The 15,807-nt window shown below is 58.9% G+C and carries 12 protein-coding genes; 8 read left to right on the top strand and 4 right to left on the bottom strand.

Going from position 1 to position 15,807, the window contains the following annotated elements; all coding sequences use genetic code 11:
- Positions 1–292: 292 nt before the first annotated feature.
- Positions 293–2,164, top strand: a complete 1,872-nt coding sequence (locus ACUXHH_RS01285; protein ID WP_458390644.1) for a S8 family peptidase — start codon at positions 293–295, stop codon at positions 2,162–2,164.
- Positions 2,165–3,166: 1,002 nt separating this feature from the next.
- On the opposite strand, the gene purM is transcribed toward ACUXHH_RS01285, so the two are convergent.
- From purM to ACUXHH_RS01305, 4 genes are all read right to left on the bottom strand, one after another.
- Positions 3,167–4,312 carry a phosphoribosylformylglycinamidine cyclo-ligase gene (gene purM / locus ACUXHH_RS01290; protein WP_279740901.1) on the bottom strand — a complete coding sequence of 382 codons (1,146 nt, stop codon included), beginning with the start codon at positions 4,310–4,312 and terminating at the stop codon, positions 3,167–3,169.
- Entirely contained in the window at positions 4,312–6,063 is a 1,752-nt protein-coding gene (gene purF / locus ACUXHH_RS01295; protein WP_314078518.1) for an amidophosphoribosyltransferase, read from the bottom strand. Before purF ends, purM begins: the two co-directional genes overlap by 1 nt.
- Before the next feature lie 240 nt (positions 6,064–6,303).
- The gene (locus ACUXHH_RS01300; protein ID WP_458390645.1) at positions 6,304–6,756 is read right to left on the bottom strand and encodes a sterol carrier family protein; all 453 of its coding nucleotides are present in this window, start codon (positions 6,754–6,756) and stop codon (positions 6,304–6,306) included.
- 2 nt (positions 6,757–6,758) lie between these two features.
- Positions 6,759–7,886 (bottom strand): asparaginase, encoded by a 1,128-nt coding sequence (locus ACUXHH_RS01305; RefSeq protein WP_458390646.1) that lies wholly within the window; start codon positions 7,884–7,886, stop codon positions 6,759–6,761.
- A 412-nt stretch (positions 7,887–8,298) separates the two neighbouring features.
- Here ACUXHH_RS01305 and ACUXHH_RS01310 point away from each other — a divergent pair, with 412 nt between their 5' ends.
- From ACUXHH_RS01310 to ACUXHH_RS01340, 7 genes are all read left to right on the top strand, one after another.
- On the top strand, positions 8,299–8,637 hold the full coding sequence (locus ACUXHH_RS01310; protein ID WP_279791365.1) for a hypothetical protein: 339 nt from the start codon (positions 8,299–8,301) through the stop codon (positions 8,635–8,637).
- A gap of 154 nt (positions 8,638–8,791) precedes the next feature.
- Positions 8,792–10,075, top strand: a complete 1,284-nt coding sequence (purD, locus tag ACUXHH_RS01315) for a phosphoribosylamine--glycine ligase (RefSeq protein ID WP_458390647.1) — start codon at positions 8,792–8,794, stop codon at positions 10,073–10,075.
- Between the two features lie 176 nt (positions 10,076–10,251).
- Positions 10,252–11,178, top strand: coding sequence for a phosphoribosylaminoimidazolesuccinocarboxamide synthase (locus ACUXHH_RS01320; RefSeq protein WP_049327456.1), 927 nt, complete (start codon positions 10,252–10,254; stop codon positions 11,176–11,178).
- A gap of 317 nt (positions 11,179–11,495) precedes the next feature.
- Positions 11,496–12,398, top strand: coding sequence for an adenylate cyclase (locus ACUXHH_RS01325; protein WP_458390648.1), 903 nt, complete (start codon positions 11,496–11,498; stop codon positions 12,396–12,398).
- Between the two features lie 210 nt (positions 12,399–12,608).
- Complete coding sequence (locus ACUXHH_RS01330) at positions 12,609–13,823, top strand: peptidoglycan-binding domain-containing protein (protein ID WP_458390649.1); 1,215 nt, start codon at positions 12,609–12,611, stop codon at positions 13,821–13,823.
- Position 13,824: 1 nt separating this feature from the next.
- A complete protein-coding gene (locus tag ACUXHH_RS01335) occupies positions 13,825–14,601 on the top strand; it encodes an ABC transporter ATP-binding protein (protein WP_458390650.1) in 777 nt (258 codons plus the stop codon).
- Positions 14,602–15,759, top strand: coding sequence for an ABC transporter permease (locus tag ACUXHH_RS01340; protein WP_458390651.1), 1,158 nt, complete (start codon positions 14,602–14,604; stop codon positions 15,757–15,759). It begins immediately after the preceding gene.
- Positions 15,760–15,807: the final 48 nt, after the last annotated feature.

Raw genomic sequence — 15,807 nt, forward strand, 5'->3', positions numbered from 1 at the left:
ACGGTACGTACCCGTGCATGCATATTGTGAGCTACCCTCAACAGCCGCACAAGCTACAATGCAGACACCACGCACCACAGCGCCATGCATCAACCACCCCGCACAACAGCATCTACCCACAGAGACATCTGCCCGGCAGATGCGTGCGATGAAAACACCGCACAGCGCTAACACCCCACTCTTCCGTATTCACTCGTACCGAGTACACACACCTGGCTCTGCGCCCTCAACGCAAGTCGGCAACGCTACACCGCATCGTGCGCACCCGGTACCACTCACCTCAAGGACGTCCATGTTTCGCATTGCTCGCCCCTCCCAGGCACGCTCCTCACAGCGTTCCCTGCTGAGCTTCGTCACCGCGACCTGCCTGCTCTCGGTAAGCGTGATCCCCGCCGTGGCGGCACCCACCGCGCAGGCTCCCCACCCTAAGGCATCTGCGACGGCAGAGGCATCTAATACTGCCCAGATCTCCGATACTGCGCAGTCCGCGCCCGTGGCATACAACCGCTTCATCATCACCTACACCGATGAGGCGAAGAACGCCGCCTCCGCCGACGCCGCTGCAGACCAGATTGACTGGTCCGCAGCTGCGGGTACCCAGCAGGCAACCTGGAGTGACGCACTCTACGCAGGCATCACCTCCGATGTGCAGAGTATCGACGAGCTGCTGAACATTAAGACCAGCTACGTCCGTTCCACCGCACTGGATGCCAGCGTAGTCACCACCTCTTCGGAGCTCACCCCGGCTCAGGCGCAGCAGTATATGAACGCCCTGAGCGCGAACTCCAAGGTCGCCTCCGTAGTACCCGATATGCGCCGCTACGCCACCGTGGATCACACCTCGGAAACCATCAAAATCAATGACCCGAAGATGAACCGCATGTGGTCCCTCACCGGTGAGAACGGAGTCTCCGCGCTGGAGGCGTGGGGCACCACCCGCGGTAAGGGTGTGACCGTGGCGGTGCTGGACTCCGGTATCACCGCTCACCCGGACCTGGACGCTAACGTGCTGCACGGCTATGATTTCATCGCCGAGTCGGCGTTCTCCAACGACGGTAATGGCCGCGACTCCGACCCGACCGACGCCGGCAACTGGACCGTAGACAACCAGTGCTTCACCGGTTCGAAGGCAAGCCCTTCCGACTGGCACGGCACCCACGTGGCGGGCACTATTGCCGCTATTGCGAACAATAACGAGGGCATTGCCGGTGTGGCGCCCGAGGCGAAGATTGTGCCCGTGCGCGTTCTGGGCGCCTGCGGTGGCTTCGACTCAGACATCACTGACGGCATTATTTGGGCTGCTGGTGGTAGCGTGCGTGGCGTTCCCGCAAACCAGAACCCCGCCCAGGTCATTAACATGTCCATCGGTAGCGAGGGCACCTGCACCACCCCGTACCGCCAGGCGATTGCTCAGGCAAATAAGCGCGGCTCCATTGTGGTCGTCGCAGCCGGTAACAACAGCTTTGATGCCTCGAAGTCCAGCCCCGGCAACTGTGAGGACGTCATCAACGTGGGCGCAACCGATAAGAACGGCAAACGTTCCTACTTCTCCAACTACGGCTCCCGCGTGGACGTGAGCGCACCCGGTGGCGACCGCCGCTACTGGGGCGGCGGTATTCTCTCCACCCTCAACGCTGGTAAGACCGCTCCCGGCAAGGCTGACTACGCCGAGTACCAGGGCAGTTCCATGGCGGCACCGCACGTTGCTGGTATTGTGGCGCTCATGAAGGCGGTCGACCCGAAGCTTACTTACGCTCAGGCGAAGAAGGCTCTGCAGTCCACCTCTCAGGGTGTTGAGTGCGACCAGTCCGCGTGCGGTTCCGGCATTGTGAATGCGGCACGCGCGGTTCAGCAGGTTCGTTCCGACCGTGAAGCTGCGGAGGCTGCCGCAGCTGAGGCGGCACGCAAGAAGGCGGCTGAAGAGGCAGCACGCAAGAAGGCTGAAGAGGATGCTAAGCGTCAGCAGGCCCCCGCACCGAAGGTGATCCCGGCTCCTAAGGCTAGCCGTCCGGTGACCCGCCCGTCCCGCCCGGTCACTCGCCCCTCCTACCCGTCGCGTCCGCGTTACGGCCACACTCCGCGTTACCGCTCCTGGTACGGTGCTTCTGTGAACACCTACCCGAACAATGGCTATCTTGGTTTCGCGACCGGTAATCGCCACTAGTCATCTCCGCCAGTTGAGTTAGAGTTTAGATACGAAAAGCCCCCGATGAGTTCTCTCATCGGGGGCCTTGCTATACCGGCGGGGCGAATATTATGAAGAATCACCCCGGCAGCGCGGCTAGTGCTTTTCTTTGGTCTCGCGGGCTTCTGCACCGGGTTGGTGACCAGCGGCTCATCCTGGATGATGGGCTCGGTGTCACCATTCAGGTCGTAGACCTGGGCATCTCGGGGATTTCCAGTGCGGGGGCGCCAGGAATCCGGTCGTAGTCGTCAGCGAGGTTCCACTGCTTGCTGTACTGCGGGGCGTACCCGGGGCTGCCGCGGTGGGGGTGTTAGGGCACGCTACACGCCGAAGTATGGAAGCCTCATCTGGTTCTCCTGATGTAGGTGTGTTGGTGCGGACTGTGTGATGTGTATGGATGCGTTCGGCCTATTTTTTGGTTTGGTTTTACGGGGCGGCAAAGGGCTCTGTTTTTGGGTGTGCTGAAGTGCTGAAAGGGGTGAGGGAATAGCGTTTTTGACCCTTTTTACGTACAGGAAGAACTCTTTTTCGATGGTGTGTAACGTACATTTCTAAGGTATTACTTCAAGGTGAGCTTTAGGGATTTTTAGAGCAGTTTTCGTGGGTTAATGTGTAGAAAATTAACCTATCTAGGCTGAATAGTGCCTAATCATTGAGGGTTTATGTAGGTGAGGCTTGAAGGTTTGGGTGTGTGAGGTGAACTGCATGGTGCCACTGAAGGGTGGGGTGATAAGTAAATGTTTTTAACACTGTGATGTAAGCACTCAAATGCATTAAAAATGCGGTTGATATTAAAAGATAAAAACCAGTCAAAATACGCCTAAAATTAAATAAAAAGCTGACATCAAACACGCCAGACAGCGCGCCCTGCCTGCAGGCACACAAAAGACCGGGGCGGCCACCGCATGGGTGACCGCCCCGGTCTGTAGAATTCATCAGCACCAGCAAGCTGGCGCTCGCTGTCTACTGGAGAAAGCGTCCTTAGGAAGCGTAGGAGCCCAGCAGGCGAACCGCGCCGCCGTCCACGCCCTTAGCGCCCTGAACGTAATCGGGGTTGTTAGCCTCGGGCTCGCCGGCGGCAACAACGTCACCCATAATCCAGGAGGGGATGCCGCGGTCGTTCAGGCGCTTGGTAGCAGCCTCAGCCACGGAGGGGTCAACGATAGCAATCATGCCCACGCCCAGGTTTAGGGTACGCTCCAGATCGGCCAGGGGTACGTTGCCCAGCGAACCAATCAGGGAGAAGATTGCGGGAATCTGCCAGGTGGAGCGGTCCACGCGACCCTCCAGGCCCTGGGGCAGAACGCGAGCCAGGTTAGCTGCCAGGCCGCCGCCGGTCACGTGGGAGAAGCCGCGCACACCGCTACCGGTGGTGCCGTCCTCACCGTTGACGGGGAATGCTGCCGCCAAATCCAGGCAGTCTGCCGCGTACACGCGGGTGGGTTCGAGCAGCTCTTCACCGATGGTGCGGCCCAGTTCGTCCACCTGACGCTCCAGACCCCAGCCGGCAACGTTCAGGACCTTACGGACCAGGGAGTAGCCGTTGGAGTGAATACCGGAGGACGCCATAGCGATCAGTACGTCGCCCTCACGCACGCGCTCGGGGCCGAGCAGTTCGTCTGCCTCGACCAGACCGGTTGCTGCGCCCGCAACGTCGTACTCGTCCTCTGCGAGCAGGCCGGGGTGCTCAGCGGTTTCGCCGCCAACCAGGGCGGTGCCAGCCTGTGCACATGCGCCAGCGATACCGCGCACAATGTTAGCGATACGTTCGGGAACGACCTTGCCGGTAGCAATGTAGTCGGTCATGAACAGCGGCTTCGCACCGCAGACGACGATGTCGTCCACGACCATGCCTACCAGGTCGTAACCGATGGTGTCGTGAATATCGAGTGCCTGCGCGATAGCGACCTTGGTGCCCACACCATCGGTGGAGGTAGCCAGGTAGGGCTTGCGGTACTTGACGAGCTCGGAGACGTCGTACAAGCCCGCAAAGCCGCCCACGCCACCAACTACGGAGGAGTTGTGGGTCGCCTTGATAGCGCCCTTCATCAGTTCAACGGCGCGATCGCCAGCCTCTACGTCAACACCTGCGCTCGCGTAGGTTACGGTGGTGGTGTTTTCGCTCATTAGGATTCCTTCGGGGTAGTGGTAGCGGAGGAGTTTGCGGGGGTGCGGTCCTGCTCCGTGAGCAGTGCCTCGAGGTCGGCGTCGGGGCCGGGGTTGCACATGCCCATACCGGCATCGTCTGCGGCAACCTGTACTGCGGAGGGGTCGAACTTCGTTTCGAGAGTATCGGTGCCTTCGCGGGTATCGATGGAGACTGCCTCAGCATGCTCAGGCTTGGAGGGGACGGGGCGCTCCACGGTCACCTCAGCCGCCTTACCGGCGAGGGGGCCGCCATTGCCCTTCTCCGTGGAGTCGAAGAGGGACTTGCCGCGTCGTTCCTCACTCGGCAACTCAATCGGGTATTCGCCGGTGAAGCATGCGGTGCACATGTTTTCGGCGGGCTGCTCGGTGGCTGCCATCATGCCGTCCTGTGAGATGAAGCCGAGCGAATCGGCACCCAGGGAGGATGCGATTTCGTCCACGGACAGGCCGTTCGCAATCAGCTCCGCGCGGGAGGCGAAGTCAATACCGTAGAAGCAAGGCCACTTCACGGGCGGGGAGGAGATGCGCACGTGCACTTCCTTCGCGCCAGCTTCGCGGAGCATACGCACGAGGGCACGCTGAGTGTTACCGCGAACAATGGAGTCGTCAATAACGACGAGGCGCTTGCCGGCCACCACAGACTTGAGCGGGTTCAGCTTGAGTCGAATACCGAGCTGGCGGATAGTCTGCGAGGGCTGAATGAAGGTTCGGCCCACGTAGGCATTCTTGACCAGGCCGTTACCGTAGGGAATGCCGGACTCTTCGGCGTAACCAATAGCAGCCGGAACACCGGATTCGGGAGTGGGCATGACCAGGTCAGCTTCAATAGCGTGTTCGCGGGCAAGCTGACGACCCATCTCTACGCGGGATTCGTAGACGCTACGGCCGGAGATGGTGGTGTCCGGGCGAGCGAGGTAGACGTACTCGAAGACGCAACCGGCGGGCTTAGCTTCTGCGAAACGCTGGGAACGCAGACCGTTCTCGTCAATGGTGATGAACTCGCCGGGCTCCACTTCACGCACGAAGGACGCGCCGACAATATCAAGTGCCGCGGTTTCGGATGCGACAACCCAGCCACGCTCCAGACGACCGAGCACGAGGGGGCGTACACCCTGCGGGTCACGTGCAGCGTAGAGGGTGTGCTCATCCATGAAGGTGAGGCAGAAAGCACCGCGCAGGGTCGGCAATAGGTCGAGTGCTGCTTCTTCAAGGGAATCGAAGTCATGCTCTGCCAGTAGAGCCGTAACGAGTGCGGTGTCGGTGGTGTTACCCTGAGCAAGCTCACCGTGCTTGGGGGGCTTGCCGCCGTTCTTTTCGAGAATACGGTCGTAAAGGTCAGCGGAATTGGTGAGGTTACCGTTATGCGCCAGGCAGAGCGTGCCGTGCGGGGTGGTACCGAGGGTGGGCTGTGCATTAGCCCAGTGGGATGCGCCGGTGGTGGAATATCGGGCGTGGCCGATAGCGTGGTCGCCGGGCATGGAGCTGAGGGTGGCTTCATCAAAGACCTGGGAGACCAGTCCCATATCTTTGTACACGTGGATGCGTTTGCCGTTACTGGTTGCGATACCTGCTGATTCCTGGCCGCGGTGCTGGAGTGCGTACAGGCCGTAGTAGGTTAGCTTTGCCACGTCCTCGCCGGGAGCCCAGACGCCGAAGACGCCGCAGGCGTCCTTGGGTCCGTGGTCAATCGGATCGAGGTCGTGAGTGAGTTTTCCGTCGGGGCGAATCAATTCACTTCTTTTCGACGTTGGGACTGCGGATGCGTCTGTGCAAGCGCAAGATGAGGGCGTGTTGCCGCACTCACACCTGCCCGTGTGTGCCGTAGCATACACCAGACCTTTAAAAGTGTACCGGGTTTCGGAGCCGATGCGGTGAAGGATACGCTAAATACCTCAGGATGGACCACTAGAACAGGCACCAAATACGCTAAATCACGAAGACTGCGTGGACCTGCTGGCTCGTAGCAAATTCTAGAAGAGCGGCAACAAACCCGAAAGATCACTACGCTCACCCGACGCATCGAGCGTACCGGCACCTACCGCCTGCGCCCACGAACAGGCACCCAGAACCAGTGCCGCCCACACGAGCGGACACGCCTCCACCACGGACGGGGGAGTGCCGCGCGTATGTCGAGGACCCGCCACGCACTGGGTAACACCCAGCGGGGGCACACGCACCTCCACGCTATTGCCAGGGGCGAGGGTTGCCAGCTCCTCCAGGGTGAAGCGCACAAAGGTCGTACGCACTGAACGGGGGAGAGCAGCAAACGCCTGCTCTACCTCGGGGCTGTTCAGCAGGTACTCACCTCGGGCATGCACATCTGCAAGCTCACCGACTGCCGCACACTGCGCCTCAAAGAAGGCACGCACTTCGTGCACCGCCGCCATGCCTGCTTCCTCGCTGGTCTTACGCCGAATCGCCACAACTAGTTCCCTTCCGGGGCGCTGGGAGCCAGATTCTCGCGGGTAAAGAGCTCCTCGTGCACACGAAGCTCGCCCACCTTAACCGGCTTGCCATCCACGTAGCCGCCGGTCACCGAGCGAACCACCAGCGTGAGTAGGCGCTCGTACTCTTCGGCGCTCAGGTAGCCGCCAGCAGCGAGAGCACGCAGAGCCACGGCGTACATGGCGCGGTGCGAACCGTCGCTCATCTTTACCACCACGGACGCGCCCGAACGCAGACCAATGCAGAGCACGCCCTCCGCGCCGCCCTTGACGATTGCGTCCAGCTCTTCGCTGAGCACGGTGTCGGGGGAGCCGGGTGCCTGGATCAGTTCGGGGTAATCCACCATGGCGGTCGCGACCGTGGAGGCGCGCGCATCCGCCCCGAGGTTGCGGATTGCCGAGCCGAGGGTTGAGTAGGCGCGTGCGGCACCGGCCAGGGAGACGGCGTGCACGGGTGCGCCACATCCGTCAACGCCGATGGCGGCTACCGGCTCGCCGGTGAATGCTTCAATTTCTTCGGTGATGACCTGCTGCAGCGGGTGTGCGGGGTCGAGGTAGTTGTGCAGGATCCAGTTCTGCGAGCCCTCTTCGAGGTCGCCACGCTCAAGCTTGGCGGTGCACGCCCACAGGAATGCGGCGTGCTTGCCGGAGCAGGGGTGCGCCAGGGCAGTAGCAGCGAGGTTCGCCTGAGTCATTGCCTGGCGTGCCTGCTTATCGGCAGGGAGCATGGGCTCGAGTGCCAGGTTTTCCGGGGTGAGCGGGTTGGTTTCGGTGCTGCCCTGGGTGAGTACGTCCTGCACGGCACGCATCTGCTCGAAGGTGCCGCGGTGCGATCCGCAGGCGATGGCGACCTGGGAACCGCGCAGGGGTGCGCCCGCCTTCATGGATCCAATGGCCTGCAACGGTTTGGCGGCGGAACGGAGGAAGAATGGTTCGTGAATATCACCGAGGGCAAGCTGCACATCGCCATCGGGGCTGAGGAGGATGAGGCGGCCGCGGTGTCGTGCCTCAATGAGGTTGTTGCGGGTGAGTTGCGCGAGTTCTACGTCGAAGGCGCTGCTCTGGCAGGTGGTGGGAGTGGTTGCCTGTGGAGTGGTGCTGTTGGTCATTCTTCTAGTTTAAGGGGTGTATTGTTCTGCCTTATGTGCGCGGTTTTACGTGTATAAGGCGGCTCAGAATGGTATCCCCGCAAATATTTCCGTGCAGAACGTTGCCTGTAAGGGCGGGGCGGATTCATCCTTATTTTTGTATGGTTACGTGATATTTTTTGGGCTGGCAGTGAGCTATATGCGTGATATCTCTCATGTTGATCGGTGGTATTTAGCATGGGGGAATAGAATATTCGTGGAGTATGCCCGTAGAAGTCTGCGCATGCCTCTCAACATGGGAGCGGCCCCTTCCTAACGCCACGTATCCTGGTGCCACCCAGAACAGATTCTCCCATCATCTACGTCTCCACTGTTTGCGAGAACGACAGCCTCAGATAATACGCACATTAAATCATCAGGAATAGGTAACTTTATGGCAGAGCGGAACTACTCTTCTTCCACCACCCCTAAGAACACCGCAGAAAAAAGCGGCATGAGCGCTGAATCTGAATTTCACGCCAAGTTTTTCCCCATTCTCGCGCGAGCTGCTTCGATTGCTGCCGTGCTCATGTATGTCTTCTACTTCCCGCAGATTATCGGTAACCTGAACGGTCACAAGGGCGACTGGATTCAGCCTCTGGTAGCCGCTATCAACTGCACTCTATGGATGCTGTACGGCCTGTGGCGCCCCAAGAAGGACATTCCAATTGTCATCGCTAATGCCCCCGGTATTGTTTTTGGTGGTCTTGCAGCTGTGACAGCATTGGTCTAACCCGAATCAAAGCCACCTATGTTGTGGTGAATACTCACCTGATGCGGTTCTTCTCTGATAGGCATTCTTTTGAGCGTGCCGTTCGATGAGAAGAGCCGCATTTTTAGTGCTCCCAGCTCACATTTTTAGTGTGATAGCGGGTACCCTGAATAGCATGAAGGTTTTGGTACTGGGCCCCGGCGGCCGCGAACATGCAATTATTCGAGCGCTTCTGCGCGACCCTGAGGTAACTGAGGTGCACAGCGCCCCCGGCAACGCCGGCATTGCCCAGGATGTTCCCGTCTACGCAATTAATGCGAATGACCCCGCCCAGGCAACCGCCCTGGCACGTGAGCTGAACGCCGACCTGGTTGTTATTGGCCCGGAGGCGCCCTTGGTCGCAGGTGTTTCTGACGCACTGCGTGAGGCGGGTTTTGACGTTTTCGGCCCCTCCGCAGCTGCTGCACAGCTGGAAGGTTCCAAGGCTTTTGCAAAGCAGGTCATGGAAGAGGCTTCCGTGCCGACTGCTCGTGCTTACGTGGCAACGAATGCCGCTGAGGCGCAGGCTGCCCTGGACGAGTTCGGTGCGCCCTACGTGGTGAAGGACGACGGCCTGGCTGCGGGTAAGGGCGTTGTGGTGACCGAGGACCGCACCGCGGCACTGGAGCACGCTCAGGCTTGTTTCAACGCTGGCGGCACCGTGGTCATCGAAGAGTTCCTGGACGGCCCCGAGGTGTCCCTCTTCGTCATTTCTGACGGCAAGAATGTTCTGCCGCTGTCCCCGGCTCAGGACTTCAAGCGCATTTTCGACAATGACGAGGGCCCGAACACCGGCGGTATGGGTGCCTACACCCCGCTTCCTTGGCTGCCCGAGGGCTTCGTGCAGGAGGTTGTGGAGAAGGTTGCACGCCCGACCGTGGCTCGTATGGCTGAGCGCGGTACCCCGTTCGTGGGTGTGCTCTTCTGCGGTCTGGCTGTGACCAGCCGCGGCGTGCGCGTTATCGAGTTCAACGCACGCTTTGGCGACCCGGAAACCCAGGCGGTTCTGGCGCGTCTGCGCACCCCGCTGGGTCAGCTGCTGCGCGCGGCTGCTCGGGGTGAAATTTCTGAGGGTACCGAGCTGGACTGGGATCCCCGCACCGCAGTGGACGTGGTTATGGCTGCCGAGAACTACCCGGACACTCCCCGCAAGGGTGACGTCATCTCCGGTCTGGATGAGGCGAACGCCCTGGAGGGCGTGCACGTGATTCACGCGGGCACTGTTGCATCCGAGGAGGGTGTGCTGACTGCTGGCGGTCGTGTGCTGGCTGTTGTTGCTCTCGGCGATGACCTGGCTGCTGCCCGTAACGCCGCCTACGAGGGTGTTCGTGCTATCTCCTGGGCTGGCGCGCAGTACCGTACCGATATCGCGTTGAAGGCTGTGGAGAACCGCATCCACATTCCCGCTCCGCGTAGCTAAAACCTTAATGTGACCGGCTTCCCCGCTTGAGGGTGGGGGAGCCGGTCGCTTCTTTGCCTCAAGATTGTGCCGTATTGATGATTGATTGGCACTATCGGGAGTTGGGCTTGTCGCGGTATTGTAATTACACAGACTTTTTGCATCCACATCACACCACCTCATCAGGAGAAATTCTCATGACTTCTCGTTCTAACCCCCTGGAAATCCCGGGCTGGACTCACATTTATTCCGGTAAGGTCCGCGACCTGTACGTTCCGAATGAGGAACGTTTTGACGCTACCGGCTTGACCGTCAATGATGACGCTGAGCTGCGTGCCGGTTCGGTCATGGTTGTCGCCTCGGACCGTATTAGCGCTTTTGACCGTATTCTGCCTACCGAGATCCCGGATAAGGGCAAGATTCTGACTCAGATGTCCCTGTGGTGGTTTGAGCAGCTCAAGCAGGTCCCGAACCACGTGCTGTCCACTGACGTTCCGGATGTTGTGGCTGGTCGAGCTATGATTTGCCGTTCGCTGAATATGTTCCCGGTGGAGTGCATTGTGCGTGGTTACCTGACTGGTTCGGGTTTGGCTGCGTATAACGAGACCGGTGAGATTGCTGGTGTAAAGCTGCCTGCGGGTCTGGTGGATGGTTCCCGCCTGGACACCCCGATTTTCACTCCGACCGGTAAGGCTGAGGTGGGTGAGCATGATGAGCTGGTGACCCGTGAGGAGCTGTACGCTGAGGTGGGTCAGCCGGTGGGTGAGCGCCTGGAGGAGCTGAGCCTGAGCCTGTACACCACTGCGGAGAAGATCGCTCGCGAGCAGGGCATTATTCTGGCGGATACCAAGATGGAGTTCGGTACCGATTCGTACCGCGGCGAAATCACCCTGGGTGATGAGGTGCTGACCCCGGACTCTTCGCGTTTCTGGGATGCGACCCAGTACGAGCCGGGTCGTGCACAGCCGAGCTTTGATAAGCAGTATGTGCGTGACTGGCTGCGTTCCCCGGAGGCGGGTTGGGACGGTTCGGATAACGTGCCGCACCTGCCTGAGGAGGTTGTGGAGAAGACTCGTGCCCGTTACGTTGAGGCGTATGAGCGTTTGACCGGCACGAAGTTCTAAACTGAATATTTCGGGCCGAATAAGTCTTTGAGATAGCTAAAGGGCGGTGCCCCGGAAGGTCATTCTTCCGGGGCACCGCCCTTTAATTCATAAGCCCTTTTACATGCATTCTTAAAGGTGCGACACATCATAAATATATGTTATGTATCTGTTGTACGGGGGGGTAGCACTCTATTATGTTAGTAATCGGCTCACGACGCTTCTACGCTACAAAACGCAGGTTCACACCATATAGCAGGTCTGTAAGTAGCCTCCACGATACGCCCGTATCACTGCCGATTCTCACCCACCAATGATGCTTGAGAAAGGTGAAGTCCATGGCAAAGAAGCCCTTCGCATCCCTCGCCCTTATCGGTATTGCTTGCTGTCTGGGCGTATCGAGTTGCTCCACCACCGTTGAAGTTAAGCAAGACATTCGCAATGTCCTGGCAAGCTACGAGAATCCCTCCCCGGATATTAACGTGGCCCTCGTCAACGAGGTCAAAAAGTGCATGAGTGAGAAGTCCTTCACCTACTCCGGTAGTCAGAACATTATTTCCGGTGCCTCCGTTCTTGAACTTGCGATGAGTGATGCCTACCTCCCCAGCGAAGAAGCGGCCACCCGAGGGTACTTATTCACCCGGCAGGACAACGCTAGCTCCAGCAATGAACCCGCGATGGAAAACCCGGCATATCGCAAGGCGTTCCAAGGTGACCCCCAAGCCGCAGACAGCAAAACTGTCACCATCACGCTGAGTAACGGTGCCCAGGTCGGCATGGCAACAGATTCATGCCTGGGACGTGCGGCAGAGGCTGTCTTCGGCTCAACAGAAAACTACCTCAAATACACCAACTTCATTAATGAGCTCACCACGGGTGGATCCAAAAATAACGCGGTAGAAGAAATGGGGAAATACTACCGCGATGACACCACCTACGGTGCATGCATGAAAGAAAGCGGATACACCGATATCCAGCACTTCGGAGATGCTCCCAGCTACGCAGAGAAAACCTGGGGTAAGTACAAGGCAGCCAATGTAGCTGCCAATGCGGAAGAGCAGGCCCTAGCTCACGCCGACTACAACTGCCAAAAGTCCACTGGAATCCTGACTAAGGCACAGAATATCTACTACGAAAAGGCCGCGACCTGGCTCAATGAGCATGAACCGCTCATCCTTGAAGTACGCAATATCGAACGTCAGGCACAGGAGCGCGCCGCAGCTCTAGTCAACGGCAACTAGCCAAGGGCAACTAGCCAACGGCAAATAGTAAACGCTGATTCCTCGTTGGACATTTTCTAGCGAGATTTTTCTACCGATCCTCTGCTCTCAAACGCTTTCACCCGCGGATGAGAGCAGAGGATACACCCCTTTATTCAGCCCCCGCCACGTTGTTACCCTCAGCAATTACCCCTAGTCCCGCCCCATATTTCACCGTAGAAAGGTGAACCCATGAACACACAGCAGAGTTCAGAAAACCCCCGCCGCGCCGCCACGACGGCAACCATACGCGCCTACCTGGTTCCGGTGCTCGTCATTCTGCTCGTCATCACCGGCGGGTTCTCCATCTATGCGCTTAATACAGGGCTACGCACCAATGTTGAATCCAATGTGCAGCCATCCCGAGCCGCGCAACTAACAACCCGCATCAGCACGCAAACTGTTACCCGCACATACTCGGGAGAAACCAGCGTGTCACCCGCCCGAAGCTACACCGTGGGAACCCCTCAAGGAGTGGTAACCAGGGACGGCGCCAAAGCGGGCACCCAGCTGAGTAACGGATCAATTATCACCACTATCAACGAGCGTCCCATCATCGCGTTCAAAGGTAGCATCCCCGCCTACCGTGACCTTGTCGTAGGCGCTCGCGGCGATGATGTTAAACAGCTCCAAGAAGCTCTAGAATCGCTCGGCTACAGCATCTGGGATGATGCAGGAAACTACGGCGAAGCAACCGCCAACGCTGTCTACCGTTTCTACCTGGATCGTGGCTACTACCCTCCCGGGGATACTGACCGAACCGAAGAAGGACGCTACAGTACCGCACTGCCGCTCTCTGAATACCTCTTCGCTGAAGGTAACGAGTACACCGTAGACAACAGCTGCGGTGCCAAAGGCCAAACCTCAACTCCGGCGCTGTGTACCCTATCCGCGGGTGGATACCGTCTGGTACTCTCCGCGGATGGTAGCGCTCTCAGCAATGAACTCGCTGAGGGACAGAAAGTCCAGATTCTTACCGATAACGGAAGCCCGCTCGAAGGTACCCTAGGTGCAGCCCTCACACCCGAAGGCTCAACTAACGCTGACGGCGGCGCTAACGCAGGTGTCTCCAACGGTGCGCAGAACAGCGCGCGACCTAACAGCGATACCCCCGCACCAGGAGCTACCGCACGGAAACGCTACCCCATCAAAATTGACTTGCCGGAAAACACGACGGCATCAACACGTTTTCAAGCAACCGTCACCCTCAACCGAGGCGCTGAAAACGCCCTCGCAGTGCTTGAAGCCGCCGTCAAAACCGAAGAAAACGGAACGCACTCCATCACCCTGGATAACGGTCAGAGCGTTCCCGTCACCCTCGGTGTGTGCTCCGCCGGAATCTGCGAGCTCGTCAACCCCGCTGCAGAACTCAAGGCAGGTACCGTCGTGAAGCTGAAGGAGCGCTAAAATGCCTCATCACGAGACAGAACGTGCCCTCCCCACGAGCGCTACCGCCACAAAACCTAATATCGAGTGCCACAATATTGCGCGTTTCTTCCCGCCCTCCACTTGGGCGCTAAAAAACGCAACCCTCAGCATTCATGAAGGCGAATCGGTGGCCATTACCGGCGCCTCCGGAAGCGGAAAATCTACGCTCCTCTCTATCATCGGGCTACTCGATCAGCCCTCTGAAGGTGAGCTGAAAATATTGGGCCAAAACATGGGCACCGCCAGCGACGCCGAGCGAACTGTGGCACGCCGTGAGCATATTGCCTTCGTCTTTCAGGCGTACCACCTCATTGCTCATCTGAACGCCACCGAGAACATTTCTCACACCCTCCGGATGCGCGGCGTACCGGGCCGTCAGGCACATCAGCGTGCGTTGCAGGCACTCGAACAGGTGGGTTTGGGGCACCGTTTGGAGGTTCTTCCCCGCAACATGTCCGGTGGTGAACAGCAACGAGTCGCGGTTGCGCGCGCGTTAGCCTGCGCCCCGCGTATCCTGCTGTGTGATGAGCCTACAGGAAACCTCGACACTGAAAACTCTCACAAGGTGTTGGATCTGCTCCTCGCCGGCCGTGCGGAGAAGCAAAGCCTGGTCATCATCACCCATGAACCCGATATCGCGGCTCGCTGCGACCGGCAGCTACACATGGTCGATGGGATGCTCGTTAGCCCCGAACATGCTAGCCCCGAAGAACCGGCCCACCAAACGCTCAAAGAACCCGTTGTCAGGGGAGGATAGATGCTAAGGAACAACCTTCACTACGCTCTCCTTGCAGTTGTTCGCCGTTGGCGCCGCAACCTGCTCACGGTACTGGCGATGCTTGCAGGAACAACCACCATCATCATGCTGGTGGGCGTCAGCGAGTCATCGGCACTCAATACGAGCTCGCAGCTGGCCAGCTACGATTCCACCCGGCTCGGTGTACGCCTCCAGCCGCAGACCTGGGATATACCGGAGGAGGAACTACTCTGGCGCGTTAACCAAATTCCAGAGGTCAAAGCTGCCGGTACAGTCACCATAGATACGCAGGCAACGCGTCCACAAGTCAACAGGCCGGGGCATGAGGGCCAGCAAACGCTCCTCGCAGTCGTTTCAGAAGCAGGTTTGAAAGCACGAGGTGCGCACATTGTCGAAGGGCACTTTTCGGAGCCTGCCCGCGAGCGTCGCGGTGAGCCTACCGTCTATCTGGGTGTTGCCCTCGCGAAAGAGCTAGGGGTCAGTACTGAGCCCGGGCGGAATATGATTGAGGTCAACGGAATGCGAGCCTATGTGCTCGGCATTATCCGTGACGGCGGCAAAAACGTTGCTCTCAGTAGCGCTCTTATTCTGCCGACCACCTCCACTTTCTTGCCGCAAGCCCACACCCTGCAACGCGGTATGGACGTCATCGTGAATCCAGGAAGCGCAGATACGGTCGCGGAACAGCTCAAGCAGGTACTAGATCCGCAACGCGCCCCCGTTGATACAAACATTGAGATTCCACCTTCACCGGTGACTCTTCGTGCTTCTTTGACGAAAGACAGTCGAACTCTTACAACCATCATCCTGGTGGTTCTTATCGTCTCGACAAGCTTCGGCATTGTGATGACCATGCAGATTTCGGTCTGGGAACGCCGCAGGGAAATCGGTATTAACCGTGCATTAGGGTTGGGACGGCGAGATGTGGCGGTCAGCTTCCTGGCGGAGGCGGCTCTCCTCGGGTCCCTGGGCGCTCTTGGAGGCTTCATCCTCGGTATTCTCGGTTCCTGGGTCGTGTGCCTTCTCAACGGATGGGCACTATCTCTGCCGCCCCTTATCCTAGGGATTCCTATCCTCGGCTTGGTTGTGGGTATCGTGGCGGGTGCATTGCCCGCCTACGCGGCAACGAAGGTTCAGCCGCTTGAGCTCCTGCAATAATTGCCCCGCTGAAATAATTGCTCGGCGCATAAGGGCGGTGCCCGGAAG

The sequence above is a fragment of the Rothia sp. 110740021-2 genome (assembly GCF_054263775.1).